Annotated in this window: 21 protein-coding genes and 1 pseudogene; 5 read left to right on the forward strand and 17 right to left on the reverse strand. The window is 58.8% G+C overall.

Annotated features, from left to right (window positions below):
• Window positions 1-459: 459 nt before the first annotated feature.
• Window positions 460-1,680 (reverse strand): NupC/NupG family nucleoside CNT transporter, encoded by a 1,221-nt coding sequence (locus ACP8IT_RS02865; RefSeq protein WP_284781843.1) that lies wholly within the window; start codon window positions 1,678-1,680, stop codon window positions 460-462.
• A gap of 33 nt (window positions 1,681-1,713) precedes the next feature.
• A complete protein-coding gene (locus tag ACP8IT_RS02870; protein WP_490290355.1) occupies window positions 1,714-2,154 on the reverse strand; it encodes a cytidine deaminase in 441 nt (146 codons plus the stop codon).
• A 204-nt stretch (window positions 2,155-2,358) separates the two neighbouring features.
• Here ACP8IT_RS02870 and ACP8IT_RS02875 point away from each other — a divergent pair.
• A pseudogene (locus ACP8IT_RS02875) lies at window positions 2,359-3,645 on the forward strand (thymidine phosphorylase).
• Here ACP8IT_RS02875 and ACP8IT_RS02880 read toward each other — a convergent pair.
• The 6 genes from ACP8IT_RS02880 to ACP8IT_RS02905 all read right to left on the reverse strand — a co-directional run bounded on the left by ACP8IT_RS02880 (window position 3,642) and on the right by ACP8IT_RS02905 (window position 10,136).
• Entirely contained in the window at window positions 3,642-4,766 is a 1,125-nt protein-coding gene (locus ACP8IT_RS02880) for a DUF1648 domain-containing protein (RefSeq protein ID WP_490290356.1), read from the reverse strand. The pseudogene ACP8IT_RS02875 and the gene ACP8IT_RS02880 sit on opposite strands and share 4 nt — an antisense overlap.
• On the reverse strand, window positions 4,763-5,131 hold the full coding sequence (locus tag ACP8IT_RS02885; RefSeq protein WP_023028373.1) for a GntR family transcriptional regulator: 369 nt from the start codon (window positions 5,129-5,131) through the stop codon (window positions 4,763-4,765). The genes ACP8IT_RS02880 and ACP8IT_RS02885 overlap by 4 nt, the downstream gene beginning before the upstream one ends.
• A gap of 85 nt (window positions 5,132-5,216) precedes the next feature.
• Window positions 5,217-6,722: an ATP-binding cassette domain-containing protein gene (locus ACP8IT_RS02890; protein WP_490290357.1), complete on the reverse strand. Its 1,506-nt coding sequence runs from the start codon at window positions 6,720-6,722 to the stop codon at window positions 5,217-5,219.
• Between the two features lie 158 nt (window positions 6,723-6,880).
• Entirely contained in the window at window positions 6,881-7,339 is a 459-nt protein-coding gene (locus ACP8IT_RS02895; protein ID WP_005281589.1) for a hypothetical protein, read from the reverse strand.
• Between the two features lie 22 nt (window positions 7,340-7,361).
• The gene (locus tag ACP8IT_RS02900) at window positions 7,362-9,122 is read right to left on the reverse strand and encodes an acetyl-CoA carboxylase biotin carboxylase subunit (protein ID WP_005281591.1); all 1,761 of its coding nucleotides are present in this window, start codon (window positions 9,120-9,122) and stop codon (window positions 7,362-7,364) included.
• Window positions 9,123-9,272: 150 nt separating this feature from the next.
• On the reverse strand, window positions 9,273-10,136 hold the full coding sequence (locus tag ACP8IT_RS02905; protein ID WP_237800608.1) for a sulfurtransferase: 864 nt from the start codon (window positions 10,134-10,136) through the stop codon (window positions 9,273-9,275).
• Window positions 10,137-10,470: 334 nt separating this feature from the next.
• Between ACP8IT_RS02905 and ACP8IT_RS02910 the strand changes: the two genes are divergently transcribed.
• Complete coding sequence (locus tag ACP8IT_RS02910; protein ID WP_484483627.1) at window positions 10,471-11,190, forward strand: DUF4282 domain-containing protein; 720 nt, start codon at window positions 10,471-10,473, stop codon at window positions 11,188-11,190.
• Between the two features lie 89 nt (window positions 11,191-11,279).
• On the opposite strand, the gene ACP8IT_RS02915 is transcribed toward ACP8IT_RS02910, so the two are convergent.
• From ACP8IT_RS02915 to ACP8IT_RS02930, 4 genes are read right to left on the reverse strand one after another with little or no spacing between them, the layout of a single operon-like run.
• Window positions 11,280-11,696, reverse strand: coding sequence for a DUF3151 domain-containing protein (locus ACP8IT_RS02915; protein WP_005281598.1), 417 nt, complete (start codon window positions 11,694-11,696; stop codon window positions 11,280-11,282).
• A 30-nt stretch (window positions 11,697-11,726) separates the two neighbouring features.
• Window positions 11,727-12,314 (reverse strand): Maf family protein, encoded by a 588-nt coding sequence (locus tag ACP8IT_RS02920; protein WP_023016848.1) that lies wholly within the window; start codon window positions 12,312-12,314, stop codon window positions 11,727-11,729.
• Window positions 12,314-12,523: an acyl-CoA carboxylase subunit epsilon gene (locus ACP8IT_RS02925; RefSeq protein ID WP_005281605.1), complete on the reverse strand. Its 210-nt coding sequence runs from the start codon at window positions 12,521-12,523 to the stop codon at window positions 12,314-12,316. Before ACP8IT_RS02925 ends, ACP8IT_RS02920 begins: the two co-directional genes overlap by 1 nt.
• Before the next feature lie 6 nt (window positions 12,524-12,529).
• The gene (locus tag ACP8IT_RS02930) at window positions 12,530-13,990 is read right to left on the reverse strand and encodes an acyl-CoA carboxylase subunit beta (RefSeq protein WP_490290358.1); all 1,461 of its coding nucleotides are present in this window, start codon (window positions 13,988-13,990) and stop codon (window positions 12,530-12,532) included.
• Between the two features lie 342 nt (window positions 13,991-14,332).
• Between ACP8IT_RS02930 and ACP8IT_RS02935 the strand changes: the two genes are divergently transcribed.
• The 3 genes from ACP8IT_RS02935 to ACP8IT_RS02945 are packed head-to-tail and all read left to right on the forward strand — an operon-like array spanning window position 14,333 to window position 16,778.
• A complete protein-coding gene (locus ACP8IT_RS02935; protein WP_490290359.1) occupies window positions 14,333-15,601 on the forward strand; it encodes a hypothetical protein in 1,269 nt (422 codons plus the stop codon).
• A gap of 22 nt (window positions 15,602-15,623) precedes the next feature.
• Window positions 15,624-16,196 carry a hypothetical protein gene (locus tag ACP8IT_RS02940; RefSeq protein WP_490290360.1) on the forward strand — a complete coding sequence of 191 codons (573 nt, stop codon included), beginning with the start codon at window positions 15,624-15,626 and terminating at the stop codon, window positions 16,194-16,196.
• Between the two features lie 3 nt (window positions 16,197-16,199).
• The gene (locus ACP8IT_RS02945; RefSeq protein WP_005277394.1) at window positions 16,200-16,778 is read left to right on the forward strand and encodes a hypothetical protein; all 579 of its coding nucleotides are present in this window, start codon (window positions 16,200-16,202) and stop codon (window positions 16,776-16,778) included.
• Window positions 16,779-17,021: 243 nt separating this feature from the next.
• On the opposite strand, the gene treS is transcribed toward ACP8IT_RS02945, so the two are convergent.
• The 5 genes from treS to ACP8IT_RS02970 all read right to left on the reverse strand — a co-directional run bounded on the left by treS (window position 17,022) and on the right by ACP8IT_RS02970 (window position 21,995).
• Window positions 17,022-18,527, reverse strand: a complete 1,506-nt coding sequence (gene treS / locus ACP8IT_RS02950; protein ID WP_302526337.1) for a maltose alpha-D-glucosyltransferase — start codon at window positions 18,525-18,527, stop codon at window positions 17,022-17,024.
• Window positions 18,524-18,709 carry a hypothetical protein gene (locus ACP8IT_RS02955; protein WP_023028381.1) on the reverse strand — a complete coding sequence of 62 codons (186 nt, stop codon included), beginning with the start codon at window positions 18,707-18,709 and terminating at the stop codon, window positions 18,524-18,526. The genes treS and ACP8IT_RS02955 overlap by 4 nt, the downstream gene beginning before the upstream one ends.
• A complete protein-coding gene (locus tag ACP8IT_RS02960) occupies window positions 18,709-19,530 on the reverse strand; it encodes a carbohydrate ABC transporter permease (RefSeq protein ID WP_023016855.1) in 822 nt (273 codons plus the stop codon). Before ACP8IT_RS02960 ends, ACP8IT_RS02955 begins: the two co-directional genes overlap by 1 nt.
• Complete coding sequence (locus tag ACP8IT_RS02965; RefSeq protein WP_431832154.1) at window positions 19,530-20,537, reverse strand: carbohydrate ABC transporter permease; 1,008 nt, start codon at window positions 20,535-20,537, stop codon at window positions 19,530-19,532. The genes ACP8IT_RS02960 and ACP8IT_RS02965 overlap by 1 nt, the downstream gene beginning before the upstream one ends.
• 195 nt (window positions 20,538-20,732) lie before the next feature.
• Window positions 20,733-21,995: an ABC transporter substrate-binding protein gene (locus tag ACP8IT_RS02970; RefSeq protein ID WP_237799334.1), complete on the reverse strand. Its 1,263-nt coding sequence runs from the start codon at window positions 21,993-21,995 to the stop codon at window positions 20,733-20,735.
• Between the last annotated feature and the right edge of the window lie 70 nt (window positions 21,996-22,065).

Genomic DNA, 22,065 nt, shown 5'->3' on the forward strand with positions numbered 1-22,065 from the left:
CTTGTGCCTGGCATGTAAGTCACAAGAGCCTGTCTAGAGGTTTTAGGGTGCCGTAATCTCTCATGGCGAATCGGATCACAGGTTTCTCTTTCTCGTCGAGCCCAGTATTTGATTCGGGATAGATTGCCACACACAAACCATTAGACACTCCCACTGCCGAGGTTCTTTTAGGCCGGTGGGGCAAAATGAGCGCGAACGCCGAGGATCCTCCGATGGGCTAAGCTAGCCCGATCTTCGCGCTGAGAATGCTCGTCTGCGCCGTGAGCTGACACAAACTCCGTACGGTTCAAGGTGTATAAAGCTAGAGGACGCAACCAATTAATTGTGTCGCTGCATACCTAGTTCGCGGAAACGTCTAAAAGCAACCGCGTTTGGCCATTTTCGGCCCTGATTTTTGTGGAAACGCGGTTGCTTTTGGGAAATTTTGGCGTGATTAGTTATCGAATCTGGCCGGGCGGGTTAGAGAACCATTGGTGCAACGATGACGCCGACGATGGCGGCATTGAGCATATTGGTAAGGAAGCCACCGAAGAGTGCGCGCGGGCCAAGTTTTGCTACTTCACCGCGGCGCTCAGGGATGAGGCCACCGATGGAGCCAATCTGGATGCCGATGGACGACAGGTTGGCGAAGCCAGCGAGGGCGAAGGAGGAGATCAAGACGGCCTTATCGCTGAGCTCATCGACGCTTTCACCGAATGCGGTGTAGCCAACGAACTCGTTGAGGATGGTCTTTTGGCCGATGAAGTTACCCACCTCGAGGGCCTCGTTCCAAGGCGTACCGATAAGCCAGGCCACTGGGGCGAAGATGATGCCGAAGAGGCCTTCCAGCGACCAGTTATCTTGACCGAAGAGGGAACCAATGCCGCCGAGGATGGCAGAGAGCATCACGATCGAGGCGATGAAGGCGATGAGCAAGCAGGCAACCGAGATGGCGATCTTACCGCCGGCCATGGCACCGCTACTGATGGCGTCAATGATGTTTTTAGATTCGGTATCGCGGACGTCTTTAACGGTGGCGTCGAGGTTCGTCTCTTCCGTCTCTGGCATAAGGCCCTTGGCGACGAGCAGCGAGCCCGGCGCATTCATGAGCGATGCGGCGAGCAAGTACTCCAGGGGCGCGCCCAAGAGCGAATAGCCGATCAACGTGGATCCGGCCACGGAGGCAAAGCCACCGACCATACAGGTATAAAGCTCGGATCGGGTGAGCTTGGGCAGGTAGGGCTTAATCACCAGTGGGGCTTCGGATTGCCCGAGGAAGATGACGGTGGTGGCCCAAACCGATTCCACCTTGGAGGTACCCATGAGCCACTTGATGGCGGATCCGACGTATTCCACGAAGTACTGGATAACCCGGAGGTAGTACAGGGCGGCGATGATGGCGCCCAAGAAGATGATGACAGGCAGCACATTGAGGGCGAAGACGAAGTCATCACCGAAGAGGCCGCCGAAGACGAATTGGGTGCCCTCGTTGGTAAATTCCGTGAGCTTAGTTAGCCCATTGGCGATGCCCTTGAGGGCTTTGAATCCAGGATCCCACGCGAGGACCAAGAAACAGAAGACCACCTGCAGGACAAGGCCCACGCCAATGGTGCGCCACTTGATATTTTTACGCGAGCTCGACAGGACGTAGATCACTGCAAGAATGGCGATGATGCCGAGCAATCCTTGTAAGCGTTCCATATTTTCTGACCGTTCTTTGAAGGGACTTTTTAATTAGAGTGACTCTGGGCCAAAGGAGTGGGGGAGGATCTCGGCAAAGTCGTGGCTCCGGGGCTTTCCATCGACGGAGACGATGACGCGCTCGCAGTTAAACTCCCGCAGGACCTGGCGGCAGGCACCGCAAGGGTAGCAAGGCGCGGACTTTAAGCCGACGATAGCAACCGCTTTAATCTGCGGGATGCTGGGCAAGTGGCCATCGGTGGCCGTTACGTCTGCGGTGGTGACCATGTGCGCGGCGGCATTGCGTTCGGCGCAAATGCCTAGCGGACTGGAGGCGTTTTCGACGTTGGAGCCGGTGACAATGCGGCCATCGGCAAGCAGCAAAGCCGCACCGACTGGGAAAGAGGAATAGGGAGCCCAGGCGTGGTGGGCTGCGTCTTCAGCGAGGTTGAGCAATTCGGCATCGGTGGGAGGCGAATCCGGGGTGGCGTTCATTGCGGTATGGACTTTCTTTGTACGGGGGTGAAGAGAGACTGCGTTAATTCTCCATTAGAACAAAAAGAAAAATACTCATTGACATCTGTTCTATAGGGAATAATAATTGGACGTGGTGGAGTGTACAACCACTATATATAGTGCAGTAAATCACATTATGTGCTTGTATGTTTCGGTTTCCAAATCATTACAGGAGGAGTCGTCATGGCCGAGAAATTCGATGCGGTAGATGTTATTCGCACCAAGCGCGATAAGGGGGTGTTTAGCCCGGAGGAAATCGACTGGGTCATCGATGCCTATACTCGCGGGGTCGTGGCCGATGAGCAGATGGCCGCACTCAATATGGCGATCTTCCTCAACGGTATGAATCGCGAGGAAATCTCGCAGTGGACCAAGGCGATGATTGCCTCCGGTGAGACGATGAGCTTTGAGTCCTTGTCCAAGAAGACTGCGGACAAGCACTCCACCGGCGGCGTTGGCGATAAGATTACGCTGCCTCTCGCGCCCCTCGTTGCCGCCTTTGGCGTCGCGGTCCCGCAGCTTTCCGGCCGCGGTCTGGGCCACACCGGTGGCACCCTGGACAAGCTGGAGGCCATCCCTGGCTGGCAGGCGGATATTTCCAATGAGCGATTGATGGAAATCCTGGAGGATCCGGGCTGCATCATTTGCGCGGCAGGCTCTGGCCTCGCGCCCGCGGATAAGAAGATCTATGCCCTGCGCGATATCACCTCCACCGTTGAAGCGATTCCGCTTATTGCTTCCTCCATCATGTCGAAGAAAATCGCGGAAGGTACCTCGTCTTTGGTCCTCGACGTCAAGGTGGGCTCTGGTGCCTTTATGAAGGACGAGACCTTGGCCCGCGAGCTGGCGCAGACCATGGTGGACTTGGGCAATGACGCCGGCACCGCCACCACGGCACTGCTCACGGATATGTCCACCCCGTTGGGCCGCAAGGTGGGCAACGCGCTCGAGGTTGAAGAATCCGTCGAGGTTCTGGCAGGCGGTGGGCCAAGCGATGTCGTCGAGCTGACCCTGGCACTTGCGCGCGAGATGCTGGAAGCGGCCGGCGTGCACGATGCCGACGTGGAAAAGGCGCTCAAGGATGGCCGCGCCATGGACAAGTGGAAACAAATGATTAAGGCGCAGGGCGGAGACCCAGACGCCAAGCTTCCCGTGGCTACGCATACCCACGATGTCATCGCTGAATCCGATGGTTACCTGACCGAACTCGATGCCTTGTCCGTCGGCGTGAGCTCCTGGCGCCTGGGTGCTGGCCGCGCCCGGAAGGAAGACCCGGTACAGGCAACCGCGGGCATCGAATTGCACGCGGTCAAGGGCGAAAAGGTATCCAAAGGCCAGAAGCTTTTCACCCTGCACACGGAGACCCCAGAGCGCTTCGAGCGCTCCCTCGAGACCTTGTAGCAGGGCTTTAAGATTACCGAGGCCCCGCTGGATAAGGAGCGCCAGATCATCCTGGACCGCATTGGTTAAATCAGGAGTAATGGAAGAGCAATCGACCCGATGATGATGAGTGCCATGACGGCGAGGAAGACCTTTGCCTGCCACGTGGCGTAGTTGAAGGACACTCCGACGCCCAGGCGCTTGTCCACCAGCACCGCTGGGTCATCGGGATTGTAGTACAGGATCCCCCACTTATAATGCTCGTCATTATCGGGGGATTCTTTGTCTTTATCCGGAAGTTTCACCCCACGCAGCTGTTGCTCGAGCTGCGATTGGGCGCGCAGTATCATCGCCACGATGGCTATGGTGCCGCTAATGGTCATCACCACCATGGTGATAAAGGAGAGGCCAGCTAGGTCCTGATAGCTCGGTACCGGGCCGGTTATCTGTATAAACGCCAGCCCGAGGGACATGAGAAGCAGCAGGACGCCCATCGCTTCGTTGGAGGCTGCAAGGTTTGCCTGATTCCGCAGCCGCGCCTTGATGGAGCGCTCCGAGCGTGGACGAACCGCGGTGCGTTGGATAAGCCAGCAGATGCCGACGAAAAGCAACCACATTCCCAGCGCGATAAACGTGATGAAAAAGACGCTGCCGATGGACTTGTCGCTCCAGCTATCGGGCTCCATAGAATCATCCCAGTGCACCGGTACGGGATCGGGGATATCGGTCCAATGGGCGGCGACGATGAGCGCGCCGGCGACGATGGCAAGCAAGGAACCCAACATGGTCAGCCAGGGAAAAGACGGCGTAGGTACATCAATATCCTGCACGGCTTCGGAGTCTCGCCCCGCTACCTGGGCGCTGACCGCGGTTTCTACCCCGTCGAACCAGCCGCCGTTCTTCTTAGCCGCGATGATATAGCGGCGCTGGGAGAGGTAAGCCCACATGCTGCCGATAATGACCAGCAGGGAAGACAGGGCCGCCACCCACGAATGGTTAACGTAGAACAGCGAGATAACCGTCGCGGCGATGCCCACAACCCACGTCCGAGTCTTAAATCCAGAAATAGCACCGACCACAACGGGATCCGAAAGGTGGCTTTGGGGAACGCGAACGCCGAGCGGGGCGCCTGGCGCCGCAAGCGCCGGGATTGTGGTCATTATCCACGTTATGACCAGCGTGGTCGCGGCCATGAGGACGGTAAGAATCATGCGAGCTCCTTCAGTGTGGAATCGAGATAGCCGTGGAGCTCCTCAGCGGAAAAGCCCTGGGCGCGGGCGAGGGTTGCCACGCGGCGCAGGCGTTGCCGAACCTGCTGTTCTTGCGCCGCGGTGTGCGCGCCGGGCCGGACGATCGATCCGGAGCGACCCGCGGTTTCGACGAGGCCATCAGCAACGAGCAAGTCGTAGGCGTGTTTTACGGTGGCCGGGTTGATACCAATATCCGCGGCGACCTGGCGCACGGGATCGAGCTTGTCGCCGGCAAAAAGCTGCCCGCGGGCGATGGCCAGCACGATTTCATCGTGAATCTGCTGGAAGACCGGCGCATCCGCGTCAGGGTTGAGCGTGATGAGCATGAGCTACCTCCTTCCAATAAGTTTTGTGCAACTAATAGTAGCACAGTCTGTATTAGTGGAGGTAATACAAAGCGGAGACTGGGGCCTAGATATGCACCTGCGAAGTGAGGCTGAGCTCTTTGCAGAAACCGTCATCGTGGCTGACCAGCAGGTACGCACCCTCGTAGGACTCGAGGATCTGCACGAGCCACTTTATGGTGGTGATATCCAAATTATTGGTGGGCTCATCAAGCAAGAGGAATTGAGGGCTGGGCTCGGCCAATAGGACTCGGGCAAATTCCGCGCGGAAGCGTTCGCCGCCGGAAAGCTGGCCGGTGCGGCGGTGCACCTGGTCATCGCGAAATAGTAGCTGTGCCAATTGATCGCGGATGACTTGTGGGTGAGCCGTGGGATTGGCCTCTGTTACCATTTCTAAGATTGTGCGATCTTCTGGCAGGGTGATTTTCTGCCGCAAGTATCCACAGTCCAAGCTGTACTCAACGCCGCCCCGCGCAACCTCATTAAGGAACGTGGTTTTCCCGCTGCCGTTTGGTCCCATAAGGCGTACATGCTCAGGGCCGGTTATATCCACGATGCTACTGGTGAGCACGCGGGTGCCGTTAGGCAGCTGCGTGCCTGGGAGGTCAAGGTGTACGTGTTCGTCCGGGCGGATCTTATGTTGCGCAGCTTGATAGGCAGCAAATGCTTCCTTTACCGAACCCGATGCCTGAGCCGACCGCTTAGCCGCGGTATTTTGGGCGCGATTCTTGTCATTTCCCATCGCCATCCCGGGCTTTCGGCGGTTGTGCGAGAAGGCCTTCCCGCGGCGATTGTCCCTGGAAATTCGCACCTGCATCGCCTCGCGCTCGCGCACCTGCTTGCGGTGTTCGGCCTTGGCCTCGCGCGTTTCTGCTTCAGCAGCGCGCTGTTCGGTTTCTATCGTCTCCCGGTAAGCGTGATAATTTCCGGAAAATAACCGCAAACTTCCCGCGTAGAGTTCTGCAATGTGCTCGACATGGGAGAGCAGGTCTAGGTCATGGGAGATGACAAGAATGGGCGTAGAAGCGCTGGAAATAAGCTCGGTGACCTTGGATTTTCCTGCTGCGTCCAAGTTATTGGTCGGCTCATCGAGGATGACAAAGTCTGGATGATTAAAAAAGGCGGCGTTTAATGCGATGGTGACCGCTTCGCCTCCAGACAGCGTACCGATGGTGCGATCTAGCGGGTAGGGAACCCCTGCGTTATGGAGGCACGCATGAATCCTGTCTTCGATATCCCAGTCGTTACCAATGGTTTTCAGCAGATCCTCGGAGTAATTTCCCGCTTCAAGTGCGTGGAGCGCGGCAATCTTTTCCGCCGCGCCGAATACTTCGGCGATGGTTAAGGAATCACGCAAGCCAAGATCTTGGTCTAGGTACGTGACCTCTGGTGCCGTGAATGTACCCGAGGACGGCGCGATCTGGTGGGACAGGACCTTAGCAAGGGTTGACTTTCCGGAGCCATTATCGCCAATCATCCCCGTAACCGAGTCAGGGATCGTTCCGGAAAGCTGTGAAAAGCAGGGCGTGCCGTCTGGCCACGACAGGCTGAGTTGGGAAAAAGAAATCGGCATGAAGAATCCACCTTTAAAGAACGAGTGTGCAAGGGACGTCGTACTAGGCGGAAATCTTCATAGCCCTCAACAATAGCAGCTGTGGTGCAGAACACAAGGGTACTAGCTAAAATTCATCTCTTGCTGGAACCGGAGGCCTGCAAGAAATGGGTGCCAGATTAAAATCGGCGGAAGAACTTACCCTGGGTGAGCTCCTCGAACCCCGGTAGTGGCGTGGCGGACGCGATGCCGGGGGCGGTTTGCTCGGCCGCGAGGTCTGTAGCATTGGCAACGAGCAGGTCGTGGGCGCGGGAAGCCTCGTCGTCGGTGCCATTCGTGGCGACGATGAGCTCTGGGATGTCCTCGGGATCGAAGGGGGTGAGCCAGGTGGCATCGTCAAGCGGGTCAGCGCCCGAGTCCCCAAGGAAGGCTGGGCCCTTGGTGGCGGCGGGGTAGTAGCGCAGGAGCGCGGCCCCCACGGGCTCTACAGTTGGGTCCTCATTGGCAGCAAGGGGCAAGGCGATGACGCCGCCATCAACGATGGGGGACCAGTCCGCGATATAGGAGGGGAAGAGGCTCGCAAGGTAGTCGCGGTCCTCTTCCTTGGCCAAGCGAACACCAAGAGAAGAATCAGTCATTCTTCCAGGTTAGCTGGCACGGTTACTTAATTTCCAGCAGCTGCGCGCCCTTGGTAGTGGACGCGCCGGCCTCGACCGCCAGCCCAGTCACGGTGCCGGACTTGTGGGCCTTGACGGGGTTTTCCATCTTCATGGCCTCAAGGACCATGACGATATCGCCTTCTTCTACCTCTTGGCCTTCTTCCACGTTGACCTTGATAACCGTGCCCTGCATCGGTGCGGTCACGGCATCGCCGGATACCGCGGCCTTGGCACCGGCACCCTTGCGCTTTTTCCGCTTGCGCGCGCCGGTAATGCCAAAGGTGGCGGGCAATGCTACCTCGATGCGGCGGCCGTCGATTTCTACGGTGTGGACCTGGGAGGCCTCGGGCGCGCCGGCTTCCGCATCGGTGGAATCATCGTGCGGCGTCAGCTGGTTATCCCAAGCCTCCTCGATCCACTTGGTGTAGACATCGAAGGAACCATTTTCCGCGGTAAAGGCGGGATTCGCGACGATGGCCCTGTCAAAGGGCAACACGGTGGGCAGGCCTTCAACCTGATATTCAGCCAGGGCGCGGGCGGAGCGCCGCAGGGCGGTTTCGCGGTCCGGACCCCAGACAATGAGCTTGGCCAGCATGGAATCGAATTGCCCGCCGATGACCGAGCCCTCGACGACGCCCGAATCCACGCGCACACCCGGGCCGGCTGGCTCGGAGTACTTGACGATGGTCCCGGGAGCCGGCATGAAACCGGCCGCGGCGTCTTCGCCGTTGATGCGGAATTCAAAGGCGTGCCCGCGCGGTGTCGGGTCATCGCTGAGCGAAAGCTTTTCGCCCTGGGCAATCCGGAACTGCTCGCGCACGAGGTCCAGCCCGGTGGTTTCCTCCGAAACGGGGTGCTCCACCTGCAGGCGGGTATTGACCTCGAGGAAGGAAATCAGGCCATCGGCGCCAATCAAATACTCCACGGTGCCGGCGCCGCAGTAGTCAGCTTCGCGGCAAATGCGCTTGGCGGACTCGTGAATGGAGGCGCGCTGCTCGTCGCTCAGGAAAGGCGCCGGCGCCTCCTCTACGAGTTTTTGGAAGCGGCGCTGCAGGGAGCAATCGCGCGTGCCGACGACCACCACATTGCCGTGCTTATCCGCCAAAACCTGGGCCTCCACGTGGCGGGCCTTATCGAGGTAGCGCTCGACAAAGCACTCGCCGCGGCCAAAGGCGGTGGTGGCCTCGCGGGTCGCGGATTCAAAAAGCTCCGGAATCTCTTCGGCGGTGTGCGCGACCTTCATGCCGCGGCCGCCGCCACCAAACGCCGCCTTGATGGCCACGGGCAGGCCGTGCTCATCCGCGAAGGCCTTGACCTCGTCCGCGTTGGCCACCGGATCCTTGGTACCAGGGGCCATGGGGGCTTCGGCGCGCTCGGCGATGTGGCGGGCCGTGACCTTATCGCCCAAAGCGCGGATGGATTGGGGAGGCGGGCCGATCCAGGTCAGGCCGGCATCGATAACGGCCTGAGCAAAATCGGCATTTTCGGACAAGAAACCATAGCCGGGGTGGATGGCATCCGCGCCGGACTTAGCGGCAGCGTCCAGAATCTTGTCAAAGACAAGATAAGAATCAGCAGAGGTGGAACCGCCGAGGGCAAAGGCTTCATCGGCAAGCGTGACGAAGGGCGCCTGCGCATCCGGTTCGGCATAAACGGCGACTGAGGAGATCCCGGCATCGCGAGCAGCACGAATGACGCGCACGGCGATCTCACCTCGGTTCGCTACGAGAACCTTGGAGATCTTCTTGGTTTCTACTGCCACGGCAGTAACCTCCTGAATACACTTCGTTTACTACGGGATCTATTGTTGCACACCAAAATATTAATTCGTCCGTTTGGCAATAATTGTTACGTTTAAACAAAAATAAACCCACATCGTCACGATGTGGGTAATTAATGACCGGACGAAAATCTACTTTTCAATCGGCATATTGACCATGTTGCCCCACTCAGACCATGATCCATCGTAGACCTGCGCCTTTTTAAAGCCCAAAAGGTAGGTCAGCACGAACCACGTAAACGCGGCCTGCGCGCCCACGTGGGAATACAAAATGGTGGGGGTATCCGGCTCCAGCATGCCGTAGTTGACCTTGAGGTCATCAATGTTGCGGAAGCAAGAATTGGGGTAGGTTGCGCGGTCCCACTCCAAGTTGATCGCACCCGGAATGTGGCCGTGGCACATGGTCGTGCCATACGGCGAGTTTCCATTCGGGTCGAACTCCGTCGCCTCACCCGCGAATTCCTCCGGCGGGCGGGTATCAACCAGGGAACCAGTTGCCTCGCGAACATCGGAAACAAAGGCGCGCAGGACGGAATCGTCCCGGGTTACCTCGGGATAATCCGACTCCGGGAATTCCGGGACCATGAAGGAGGTATCGCGTTCTTCTGACATCCACGCATCGCGCCCGCCATCGAGAAGGCGAACATCCTTGTGTCCAAAGAGGGTAAATACCCACAGCGCATAGGCCGCCCACCAATTGGACTTATCGCCATACAAAACAACGGTATCGTCTTCGTGGATGCCCTTTTCCCGCATCAAGCGGGTAAATTCCTCGCCGTTGATAAAGTCGCGCGTCAGCGAGCTCAACAGCTCGGTGCGGAAATTAATCCGCGTGGCCGTGGGAATGTGCCCGATATCGTACAAAAGGGAGTCTTCATCGACCTCGATGACGCGCAGCCCTTTAACGCCCAGGCGCGCAGACAGCCACGGAGCGGAGACAAGCCGCTCTGGGTGCGCATATTGCTGGAATGGGGGATAGGGGTCTACTTCTGCCACTGCCCGCCTGCCTTTCTAATAAAACGGGATGATTCGCTCCCACCACTCTAACCCGATGAATGCCAAATTGATCACTTGGGAGGCCGTAGTGTGGTATTCCATACAATAAAACAGCCAAGTGGGGGCGGGAAAGCATTAAACATAATAGTGCTTTTACTTGGAGCCGCGATTCTACAAGTTTTCCCGCTGCATTACTTAAGGAGCGCACCCAGCAGCTCTCGAAGATTAATCGGGGCAGCGAATTTTAATCATGTTTACACCGCGCCACGCGCTGAAAAGGTCTATAGTCAGATCGTTCTGTTTCTCCCTAGACCTAGGAATATGGGCTGCGATTATGGCTGATCATAGCGACAACTCCACCAACGACAACGAGGAATTCTCGAAGGGCTTCGTTGCCCGTGATTTCTCTGAGGGTCCGCGCAATGACACTACCGAGGATTTCGGTGCTTTTGCGGACAATGACGCGCGAGCTTTCGGTTCCCATGGCACCCCGCAGGCTGGCCAGGAACAAGGCTCGCAAAGCAGCCAAGAGCAGCACCCGCAATCGGGCCAGGAACAGGCGGCTTATCAGCACCCCGAGTACTCGCAGCAACCGGGTCCAGCGCAACCGGGGCCCGCGCAGCCGCCAAATTCCTATCCAGAACAGGGCAATTCTTGGCAGGGACAGCAGGCGTGGAACGCGCCGAATGGGCAGCAGCCAGGATTTACTGCGTATCCGAATAACAGCGGGCAGTTCCCGCCACAGGCTCCGCGCACGAAGACGCCAACCGATGGCTTCTTCTCCGGCCTCTTGGACTTCAGCTTCGATAAATTCATCACCGTAGGCTATGCTTCGGCGATTTATGTCATCGGCATGATCATCCTTGGCTGCACGTGGTTGTTGGGCCTACTTTTAGGATTCGTTTTCTTTGGTCCGTTCGGGATTATCACCGCCATCTTGGTTACGCTTATCTGCTTTGGCGAGCTCATTGGCTTGAGGCTCTTTTTAGAGTTCGCAGTCGCAAATATCCGGACGACGCAATATACCCGCGAAATCCTGCACCGGCTGAACTAGGCATGAGCTACAAGAAAAGCACATTCTCCTCTGGGATTGAACAGGGAGAATGTGCTTTTTATATTGGCCTAATAAGCCGCAGTGTGGGCTTAGTCGAGCAGCTGGGCAACGCTATCGGGGTCGGCATCGGAAAGCATCTGGCGGATGCGGTCGTACTCATCGTCCTCGCCGATGGCCTTGGCGGCGCGTCCGAGGGCGGCAATGGCGCGCAGGACACCCTGGTTGGGCTCGTGGGAGAAGGGGACTGGGCCCCAGCCCTTCCAGCCGTTGCCGCGCAGGCGGTCCAAGCTGCGGTGGTAGCCGGTGCGGGCATAGGCATAAGCGGTGATGTACTCGTTGGGGTCCGCGCCCTCGAGCTTGGCGAGCTCCTGCTCCGCGAGCATGGCCCATAGCAACGGGGAATCTGGGTGGTCTACGATGCCGGCCGCAGGCGCGGCCGCGTCCTTAGCGCCGGGATCGGCGGGCAACTTAATAGGTTCTGGGGCAAGCATGTCTTTCATTTCCATAAGACACACTCTAGCGATGCTCGTGCGGGCCTACCAGAAATCAGAAACGCTGAGCCCAAAAGAGTAGAGCGCGCGGCGCACCACCGGTAGGGACAGCCCAATGACAGAGGAGGGATCGCCGTCGATACTATCGATAAACCAGCCACCCATGGCCTCCAAAGTAAACGCTCCCGCGCACTCCAAGGGCTCGCCAGTGCGGGCGTAGGCCTCAATATCGGTGGCAGAAGCCTCTGCGAAGCGGATGGTAGTGGTGGAGGTTTCCACGTGGCGCTGCGCGCCAAAAATCAGGCAATGGCCGGTAAGCAGCTGCGCGGTGCGGCCTGCCTGGTGGTGCCAACGCTCGATGGTGGCGTCGACGGTGTGCGGTTTGCCCTGCAGTTGGCCATCCAATAGCAGCATGGAATCGCCGCCGATGACCGGCTCGTCGGGGTACCGGGAAGCAACCTTCTCGGCTTTGGCGGTGGCAAGCTTTGCCACGGTATCGGCAGGTGAGTGCCCCACCAACTGGTTTTCTAGGGCGCGCTCGTCAATTTCGGCGGGCTCGAGCACCGGTTCCACGCCGGCCCCGCGCAGGATGGCGGCGCGCGAGGGCGACTGCGAGGCCAAAATGAGGCGCATTAGTAATACCGCACGGTGTGGAAGGCGGAAGGATTAAAGACGCGCTGCGCGCCGTAGTGGTCGAAGCGCTCACCGGGCCTGCCCCAGTGGTTGCGATCCCCAAAGGCACCGGAGTGGTCCTTTTTCATCTGCTTGAGCACCGTCGATAGCGCGGCGCGCTCTTCTTCCGTGGGGTTTCCCTTCAGGACTTTGATTTCGGTTTCAGACATTTTTTCCTAAACAGTTCCGTGCTTCTTGGGTACCTGGGCCACGACCTTGCGCTCTAGCAGGCGCAGACCTTCAACCAGGTAGTGGCGGGTGGCGGAAGGCTCGATGACATTATCGGCCAGGCCGCGCTCGGCGGCGGCGTAGGGGTGCAAGAAGAGCTCGTCCATCTCTTCCTGCTTATCCTTATCGCCGTAGATGGCCAGCGAGGTCTCGGCCGCCTCGGCGACGGAGATTTCCGCGGTCGGCCAGGCATAGACCAAATCCGCGCCCAGATCCTTGGACCCCATAAACGCGTAGGCCGGGCCAATGGCCTTGCGGGTGACCACCGTAAGCTTGCCGACGCTCGCCTCCGCCTGCGCATACGCAAACCCCGCCGCCCGGCGCAGGAGACCGGCCTTTTCTTCCTCCGGCGTGGCAACGAAACCGGGCGAGTCCACGAACTCGATGATCGGGGTATTAAAGGCATCGCACAGGCGCACAAAGCGCGCCGCCTTTTCCGTCGCGGCCGAATCCAACGCGCCGCCAAGTGAAAGCGGTTGGTTGGCAACGATGCCCACGGCGCGGCCATCCACGAAGGCAAAGCCGGTAATGATATTGGGCGCAGCCTCGGCCGAAAGCTCAAAGAAGGAGCCCTTATCGACGACCGCGTTGACCACCTCGCGCATGTCATAGGCATCCTCTGCTGAATCCGGGATGACGGAATCCAGATCGAACTCGGCGACCTCGCGCGTATCGATGCGCGTTGCCTCGGCGCGGTTATTGGCCGGCAGGTAAGCCAGTACGTCGCGGACCAAGGCGAGCGCTGCCTGCTCGCTCGGGGCGCTGAGCTGCGCGGTGCCGGATTTCGCGTGGACTGCGGCACCACCAAAGGTTTCCGGTTCCGCTTGGGTCACCTCGCCGGCTGCCTGGTGCAGGCTGGTGCCGTGGGTGACAATGAGGACATCGGCAAGCGTGGGCGCAAAAGCCGCGATGCCGCTTGTATCCCCGGCCACCACAGAGATCTGCGGGATAAGACCGGAGGCCTCCGTCGCACGGGCGAGGTTGCGGGCGTAGCCGGCCAGCGTGACGATGCCCTCTTGCACGCGCGGGCCGGTGGAATCATAGATGCCAACGATGGGCACCCCGGTTTTCAGCGCAAGGTCATAGACCTTGGTGAGCTTTTCCGCATAAACCTCACCCATCGTGCCGTCAAAGACGGTGGCATCCTGGCTGAAGATGCACACGCGGCGCCCGTCGATGGTGCCATAACCGGTGACGATGCCATCGGTGTACGGGCGATCGTGCTCGCGGCCAAAGTCGATGGAGCGGTGGCGGGCCAGTGCATCGGTTTCTACAAAGGACCCCTCATCGAGCAGCTGATTCACGCGGGTGCGGGCGGCTGGCTCGCCTTCCCCCAACGGCGCGCGGGACTCGGTGAGCTTGTTATCCAGGTCCTCAATCTTGCCAGCGGTGGTCTTCAGGTCAGTCATAGGCGTTGAGTTTACTAGTGGAAGGCCAAAGATGCGGAAATTGTCTGGATTCGCGCAGGCCGGTTAGCGGTGGCGACGGGAGGGCGCCGGCGCGGTATAGGCGCGGCATCGGTGGGGCTGGGCCTTTAGGAAGCATTAGATCCCCTTTATTGGGGGATGGGGCGCGTGGCAATCTCTGGCATTTCTTACCAGTAAGACGGTATTTTCCCACCGCACGGCGGGTGAGAAGGCATGGGTGAAAAATTCTGTAACTGTTGAGGACTTATAACAGCGGGCTTAATATTAGCTGCGTCTTCACGAATAATTTCTTGTATATTTCACAACCACAAGGATGGTCTTCAGGTGATTTCAAAGAGACTGAGATTCATCGCCCCACTTGCCATCGCGGCGCTTATTGCCCCCGCAGCACAGGCGCGCGATATTCCTCCAATGCCACAGGCATATCCCATTACCAATCTTTACAAAAGCTGCAGTGCCGCCGGAGATTACGCCGAGCGCGAATGGCGTTTTGCTGAAACCGGGCGTCGCTATTTAAGCGATGGCACCCTGCAATTTAAAAACAGCACCGACCAGGAAGTGCCGTATACCGCAGAGGTAGAAACCGGCACCAACCACGAGATTGATGCCAATTCCAAGGCCAAGCTGCCCTCTGGCTGGGATACCACCGCTAAATCCGATATCGGCCTAAAGCTGGCCAACGGCTGGCGAGACAAGGAAACCTTTGGCCCCGTCAAGCTCAAGCCGGGCGAATCCTTCCGTGTGGAATACGGCGTGGTGGAAAAGGACTTTATTTCCATGTTCGTCGGCTGCAATGATGATCGCCTCGAAAACATCCCGGGCGCCAATGTCATCCGCGGTAAAGGCCCAGCAGAGCGCTATGCCTTTGCCTATATCATCAAGGCCGATGGCTCCGTATCGGATCTGGCCATGGAAATTCCTTCCCGCTCCGGCAGCACGAATTCTAAGCCCATCGAAGGAAACTACACCGCGGTCTCCGGTCCCAGCTTGGAAAAGATTGCTGATCCAGACAAAGACGAGATCGTGCAGCCGGCCGCCGAACCCCAACGCGATCCCGCGTGGCCCAAGGAAGGCGATACGTGCGAGGCCAAAGAAAAGTCCTGGTACCCGCTGGATATCACCGCGGTGCAGCCAACCTTCCGCAAGCCCGGTTACTCCACCGACTTCCTCAACTGGTCGCACGGGGACTATGAATTTGCGCCAGTGACCGACTTCGTCGTCGGCGCCCAGCACGATCCGTATACCAATTGGCGGGGCAATAGGGGCGATATTCCACAGGGCTGGCTCGAATCCGTTGGCGCCGTCAAGCGCGCCTATATGCCGGTTGGTACTGAGCTCAAGCACATACACCTTGAGCCCGGGGAACGCGTGCGCGTGGAGTACGGCACCACCATGACCCGCATCAACTACCGTGAGGTGCACTGCGGAAAATCCGGCAAGTACGACCTCACCTCGAACTATAAGCAGACCACCGCCCCGAGCGGTTTCTGGGCCGAGGCCACCATCACCTCCAAAGACGGCAGCACCCGCACCGTAGACGTCACCCCTGACGAATACCGCGATCTGCCCGTACCCACCCAAACCATCTACTAACTACCTTTTAGGAGCACACCTCATGCGCATGTCCAAGATTGCGTCCACCACCGCGGCTTTGGCCGTTGCCACCGGCGTATTCGCTGCCCCAGCCGCTAACGCATTGCCACAGCGCGACCTGGGCCCAGCAAACCCCACTACCATTGGCGAGCGCTGCGCCAACCCCGGCGATACCGGCCAAACCGTTGACATCAAGCGCACCTATTTCGACGGCTCCGCCGGTACCTGGACCATCTCTAACTACAACGACGAGCCGCTTCCAGTGACCCGTTCCATGAAGGAAACCAAGACCAAGGAGTGGAACGTTTCTGCTGGTGTGGACTTCAAGCTGCTGGATCTGATCAACTTCACTTTCTCCTCCAGCTACACCTCGAGCCAGTCCTATGAGGTTGGCGAGCAGATCGGCCCATACGATATCGCGCCGGGCAAGACCGCTGTGCTGAAGGCCGGATGGGTAGTTTCTGATTTTGAGGGCCAAAAGACCGTGTGCGGTTCCGACCACACCTGGCAGGCCAACGGCGATACCTTTACCGCAACCCTGCCCAAGGAACGCCACGTCGCGGTCTCCACCCGCGATAACAACGATTGGGGTTAAACCGTGAAGGCGAAGTCCATCGCTAGTGCGATCGCAGCGCTGAGCCTGGTGGCCGTCCCCGTCGCCCACGCCTCTGACTTCGGCGGAGACTTTGAGCTGCCCCAGCGCTGGAACGATGACTTTAAGCCCGGCACGCATTGCGCAACGCCGGGGGAGAACTCCACCTATGTCACCGCGAAGCGCCGCTGGTTCAAGCAAACCGATGCCGCCAGCGTGGCAAACCACAACGCTGAGCCGCTGCCGGTTAAACACACCGTATCCAAAGCGCGAACGGAAACCGTTCAAGTGTCTGGCTCCGTGCGCGGTGAAGGCGATCTGGCCAAGATCCTGACCAAGACCTACGGCTTCAACTACGTCAGCGAACAACACTGGAAGATTAACCAGGTAGTTGGGCCATATACCTTGCCGGCAAATTCCCAAGGCAAGTTGGTGTGGGGCTTTACCATGCTGGATACCGACGGCCAGGATGTGCGCTGCAATCAAGATCAAGTGTGGGAAACGGTGGGCAAACCATACTCGGCCACCGTTCCAGAGTCCCGCTATTCCGAGCTGCGCTTAGAAGACGCCCCGGACTGGAGTTAAGTCATAAGGAAATGAGCCCAGCTGCACCCTGTGAATGGGGGTGTGGAGCTGGGCTCTTTGTGTGGCAGCTCAGCGCGCACTACCCGTGGCGCGCACAACCCGTAGCGCGCACCGCCCGCTTTGTAGAAGTGCATCCTCCAAAGTGCACATTCCAAAGTGCAGGGTCCCCTGCAACAGTTGAGGAAGATTTGCGATATCTGAAGGCTGGGTTTGCTCAGTTATCGCAGTGGAGGATGCACAAAGTTAAGCCGGCAACCACGCGTACCCGTAAGGCCCGACCTCGACGGGGCCTAGGTCAACGGAGCGGTCGCTGAAATTGTGCAGGCACAAAAGGTCGCCGCGCTGGTAACCCAGCACGCTTTCTTTTCCGGTTTCCACCGGCTCGCAGGGTGCCGTGCCCAGCTCGGGGTGCGCGTGGCGCTCCGTGATCATGGTGCGCACGCTGTGCAGCAGGGAAGTGGCATCATTGAGCTGCGATTCCACGGATGTGCCGCCGACGATGGGCAGCCGCGCCGGGGTGCGGGAACTAAAGCCCGCGGTTTGGCTATCGTCCCATTGCATAGGGGTGCGAACGGCATAGCGGTCCGGCAAAGAGGTGTCATCGAGCATGCCAATTTCATCGCCATAATAAATAAAGGGCGCACCCGGCAGGGTCATCAGCAGCGAAAACATCAGCTCCACCTTCCGGCGGTCCCCGCCCATGAGCGGCATGAGCCGCCTGGCGATGCCCACATGCGCCCGCATCCCTTCTTCTGGCAGGTAGGTCTGATACATCAGCTCGCGGACGTCATCGTCGACCATTTCCAAGGTCAATTCATCGTGGTTGCGCAGGAAGGTACCCCACTGGCAGCCCTCGGGCAGCGGCGGTAGCTGGTCGAGGATGTCGTAGACGGGGGTGGCATCGCCAAGCGCGAGCGCCTGGTACAGCCGCGGCATGACCGGGAAGTTGAAGACCATGTGGAAGCGATTGCCGGAGCCGTAGTACTCCATCGTCTCCTTGGGTGGCTGGTTGGCCTCCGCAATGAGGACGGCCTCGGGATAGTGGGTATCCATAAAGGAGCGAATCTTTTCCACGAACTCCACCGTCTCCGGCAGGGATTCGCCGCCGAGCTCATCGCGCTCGAAGAGGTACGCGATGGCATCGAGGCGCAGGCCATCAAGGCCCTTGTCCATCCAGAAGGACAAGATATTAAAGACCTCATCCTGCACGTCCGGGTTATCGTAATTGAGATCCGGCTGGTGGGAGTAGAAGCGGTGGAAATAGTACTGCTGGCGCTCCTCATCCCAGGTCCAGTTGGAGGTCTCAACGTCCGTGAAGATGACGCGGATTTCGGGGTAGCGCTCGGGGTCATCGCCCCAGACGTAGAAATCCCCAAATGGGCCATCCGGGTCGGAGCGCGAGGCCTGGAACCACGGGTGATCGGAGCTGGTGTGGTTGAGCGCCAGGTCCGTCATGATGCGCATATCGCGGCGGTGCAATTCCTCGACCAGTTCCTCGAAATCGGCCATCGTGCCGTAATCGGGGTGGATGGAATAATAATCGGCGATATCGTAGCCGTCATCGCGCAGCGGCGAGGCATAAAACGGCGAGAGCCAGAGGCAGTCCACGCCCAACCACTGGAGGTAATCCAGCTTGTCGATGACCCCGCGCAGCGTACCGATGCCCTTATTCTCGGCCTCGTTATTGCCGGAGTCCTTAAAGGAGCCCACGAGGGCTTGATAGAAGACGGCGTTGTGGTACCAGCTCATTGCAGATCCTTTCTTTTTGCCCGCCAGGCAAGGTAGGTCAGTGCGCACAGCGCGCCGGCCACTAGGCCGGGCCATACGGCGGGGGAGTCTTCAAATAAGTTCACTACGGCTTGGATGACCGCAAGGCACGCGAAGAAGCCGAGGAATCCGAGGAGCGAATCCCACAGCAGGGACCGGCGCATTAGGCCTTGACACCTCCTGCGGTAAGCCCGGCGACGATGCGGTGCTGGAAAATGAGCACCATGATGATAAGCGGAATGGTCACCAATGCACCAGCCGCCATGGTTGCGGCATAAGGGTACTCGAAGGCCGAGGGGCCAGAGAAACGGGCGATGGCCACCGTGACCGGCTCGGTGCCCGTCGTGGATAGCTGCTTGGCCAACATGAATTCATTCCACGTGGTGATAAAGGCAATGATCGCGGTGGTAAAGAGCGCCGGTGCGGCCAACGGCAGGAGGATGAGGCGGAATGCCTGGGCGCGGGAAGCGCCATCCACGCGGGCGGCCTCCTCGAGCTCCCACGGCAGCTGCCGGAAGAAGCTGAGCAGGGTATAGACCGTCAGAGGCAGGGCGAAGGAGATATTCGGGATGATCATCGCGCGGTAGGTGCCGATCCACTCTAGGCGGCCAAAGAGCTGGAAGAGTGGGGTAACCAGCGCGATGGCGGGGAACATGGAGGCTGCCAGGATGATGCCGGTGACAATACCCTTGCCGGGAAAGTCATAGCGGGAGAGCGCATACGCGGTAAATACGCCGACCAAGACGGCTACCGCGGTGGTTGCGAGCGAGATGAACAGCGAATTGCCTAGCGCGCCGAGGAAGTCATTGCCCTTGTCCGTCGCGAGGGCATCGCGGAAATTATCGAGCGTGATATGCGTTGGCCAGGGCGTGGTATCGAAGGTGAATTCCTGGCTGCGCAGGGCGGTGACCACCATCCAATAAAAGGGAGCAAGGCCCCAGAACATGATGAAGATAATGCCCGCGTAGTGTCCGAATTTACGCATTATTTTGCACCCTTTCTGCCGGAGACATCCGCGCCGAGGAAACGGATGAGGATGAAAGCGACGAAGAAGATGAGCAAGAAGATAAGGGTGGATAGCGCCGAGGCGGAATTGAAGTTACCTTGGCGCATATCTTCCACCACCAGCTGGGAAATGGTGGCGGTTGGGGAGTTAGACGAGCTCGAAATCATGATGACGGGAAGGTCATACATGCGCAGCGCATCCAGAGTGCGGAAGAGTACGGCCACCATCAGGGCTGGGCGCACCAGCGGCAGGGTGATGCGGAAGAAGGTTTGGATGCGGTTGGCGCCATCGACGCGGGCGGCATCGTAGACATCCTTGGGGATCATCTGCAGGCCAGCCAGGATGAGCAGCGCCATAAACGGTGCGGTCTTCCACACGTCTGCAATGATGACGGCAAAGCGCGCATAAAACGGGTCCGTGGTCCAGGCGATATTCGTGCCCAGTAAGGAATTGACTATGCCGTCCGGGGCGAACATGAACTGCCACAGTTTGGCGGTCACGGCGGTAGGAATGGCCCAAGGGATAAGCACGGCGGCGCGCACTAAGCCGCGGCCGCGGTACTCGCCGTTCATGATGATGGCCATGAACATGCCGAGGATGGTCTCCAAGGCGACCGTGACCACGGTGAAAAACAGCGTGATTTTTACGGCCGGCCAGAAGTCGGTGGCGATAACACCGGGCGGGCACGTCGTGATTTCCCCCGCACCGGAAACACAGCGGTTATTGATCCAGTACAGGTAATTGTCTAGGCCGGCAAAACCGCCTTCTTCAAAGATGCCCGTTTGTGGGTTAAGCTGCCGGTTTCCCTGGAAGGACAGGATGACCGCGCGCACGATGGGATAGCCGATGATAATGCCCAGCACGATAAGCGCCGGGGCGATCAGCGCGGCCGGCCGCCCGAAATTGGCAAACCTGCTGGAGCTAGGGCTGCGCTTGGGTTTCTTCGATGATGGGTGCGTCTGTTGCGTCGGCGAAGTGGTGACCACGGTTATTCGCCTTTCTGGTTCAGATAATTTCTGGTGCGCTAGATTCTATCCCCAACTAGGGTGGGAAAACCACAAAGGGTGAGGCTATGGCGTATGCGCCTTCCTCACCCATTTGTGCACTAGCGGTTCGCTATGTATTTCTCAGTTTTATGCATGCTCCCTGCTCGTGGGATACGAGGGGTAGGGAGCGTATCTTTAACCCTGCGAAGCAGAGTCGATGGCCGCCTTCATATCGGAGGTGGCATCCTCGACGGACTTGCCATCGGTCAGCGCGGCATAAGCGTTGTCCTGAATGGCCTTAGAGATGGCGGAGTAGAACGGCGATACCGGGCGCGGTGCGGCGTTTTCCAGGGATTCCTTTAGCGCTGGCAGGTAGGGGAATTCCTCCTGCAGCTGCGGGTCATCGTAGATGGAGGAAAGAACCGGCGGGAAGGACTGCTCAGCAAAGGACTTCTGGTTTTCCTCATTGATGATGAAGTTCATGAAGTCCAGGGCGGTGCCCTTGTTCTTGGAATTGATGTTGATGCCGTTGTTGTAGCCACCCAAGGTGGATACGCCGACGCCGTCCTTGCCCAGCGGTGCCTGGACCTCAACGTCGATGCCGGCATCTACGGCATTGGTGTACATGTAGGGCCAGTTCACTGCGAAGGCGGTCTTGCCCTCGGTGAAGGCCATGTTGGTCTCTTCCTCGGTGGCGGCGGTGGAGTCCTTGGAAATGATTCCGTCTTCATACGCATCCACCATGGCCTGCAGGCCTTCCTGGGCCTCCTTGGAGTCGACGGTGGCATTGCCGTCATCGTCAAGCACCGAGCCGCCCCAGCCCTCCATGAAGCCGGCGGTGTTCAGAGCCAAGCCCTCGTACTGCTTGAGCTGGGTGGTCAGGCACTTCTTGCCATCTTCCAGGGCCTTGCAGGCGGATTCGAGGTCAGCGAATTTCTCCGGGGTAGCGTCCGCGAGCTCAGTATTGCGGAAGAGGAGCTGGCCATTGGTGTTTTGCGGCAGCGCATACAGCACGTCATTGTAGGTTGCCGATTCCACGGTGGCCGGCAAGAGCTCCGAAGTATCGGTCTCGAAGTCACCGTTGAGCGGCTGGAGCCACTGGTTGGCGGCGAATTCCGCGGTCCAGACCACGTCGAGGGCCATGACATCGTAGTCATCGTTACCGGCCTGGAGGGACTGCACGAGGGTCTCGCGCTGGGCATCTGCCTCGCCCGCGAGCTCCTTGAGCGTGACCTTTTCATCCGGATTTTCTTCATTCCACTTATCGATGATGGGAGTGATCTTATCCGTGTCGTTTTTGCCCATGGCAAAGGTGATGGGGCCGTGGGAGTCAGCGCCGGAACCGGAACCGGATGCGGAGCCATCCGCGTTATCTGCACCATCGTCAGACGTGGAGCAGCCGGCAAGGGCCAGTACCGCCGTGGTGGCGACTGTGGTGCGAATGAAGTACTTCTTCATGGGGGATTCACCTTTCAGAAAGCTTGGGTGTTCCTTAAAAATAATTTACAAACACCGCGCGCTGAATAGA

Source organism: Corynebacterium sp. LaCa_23 (assembly GCF_058182375.1).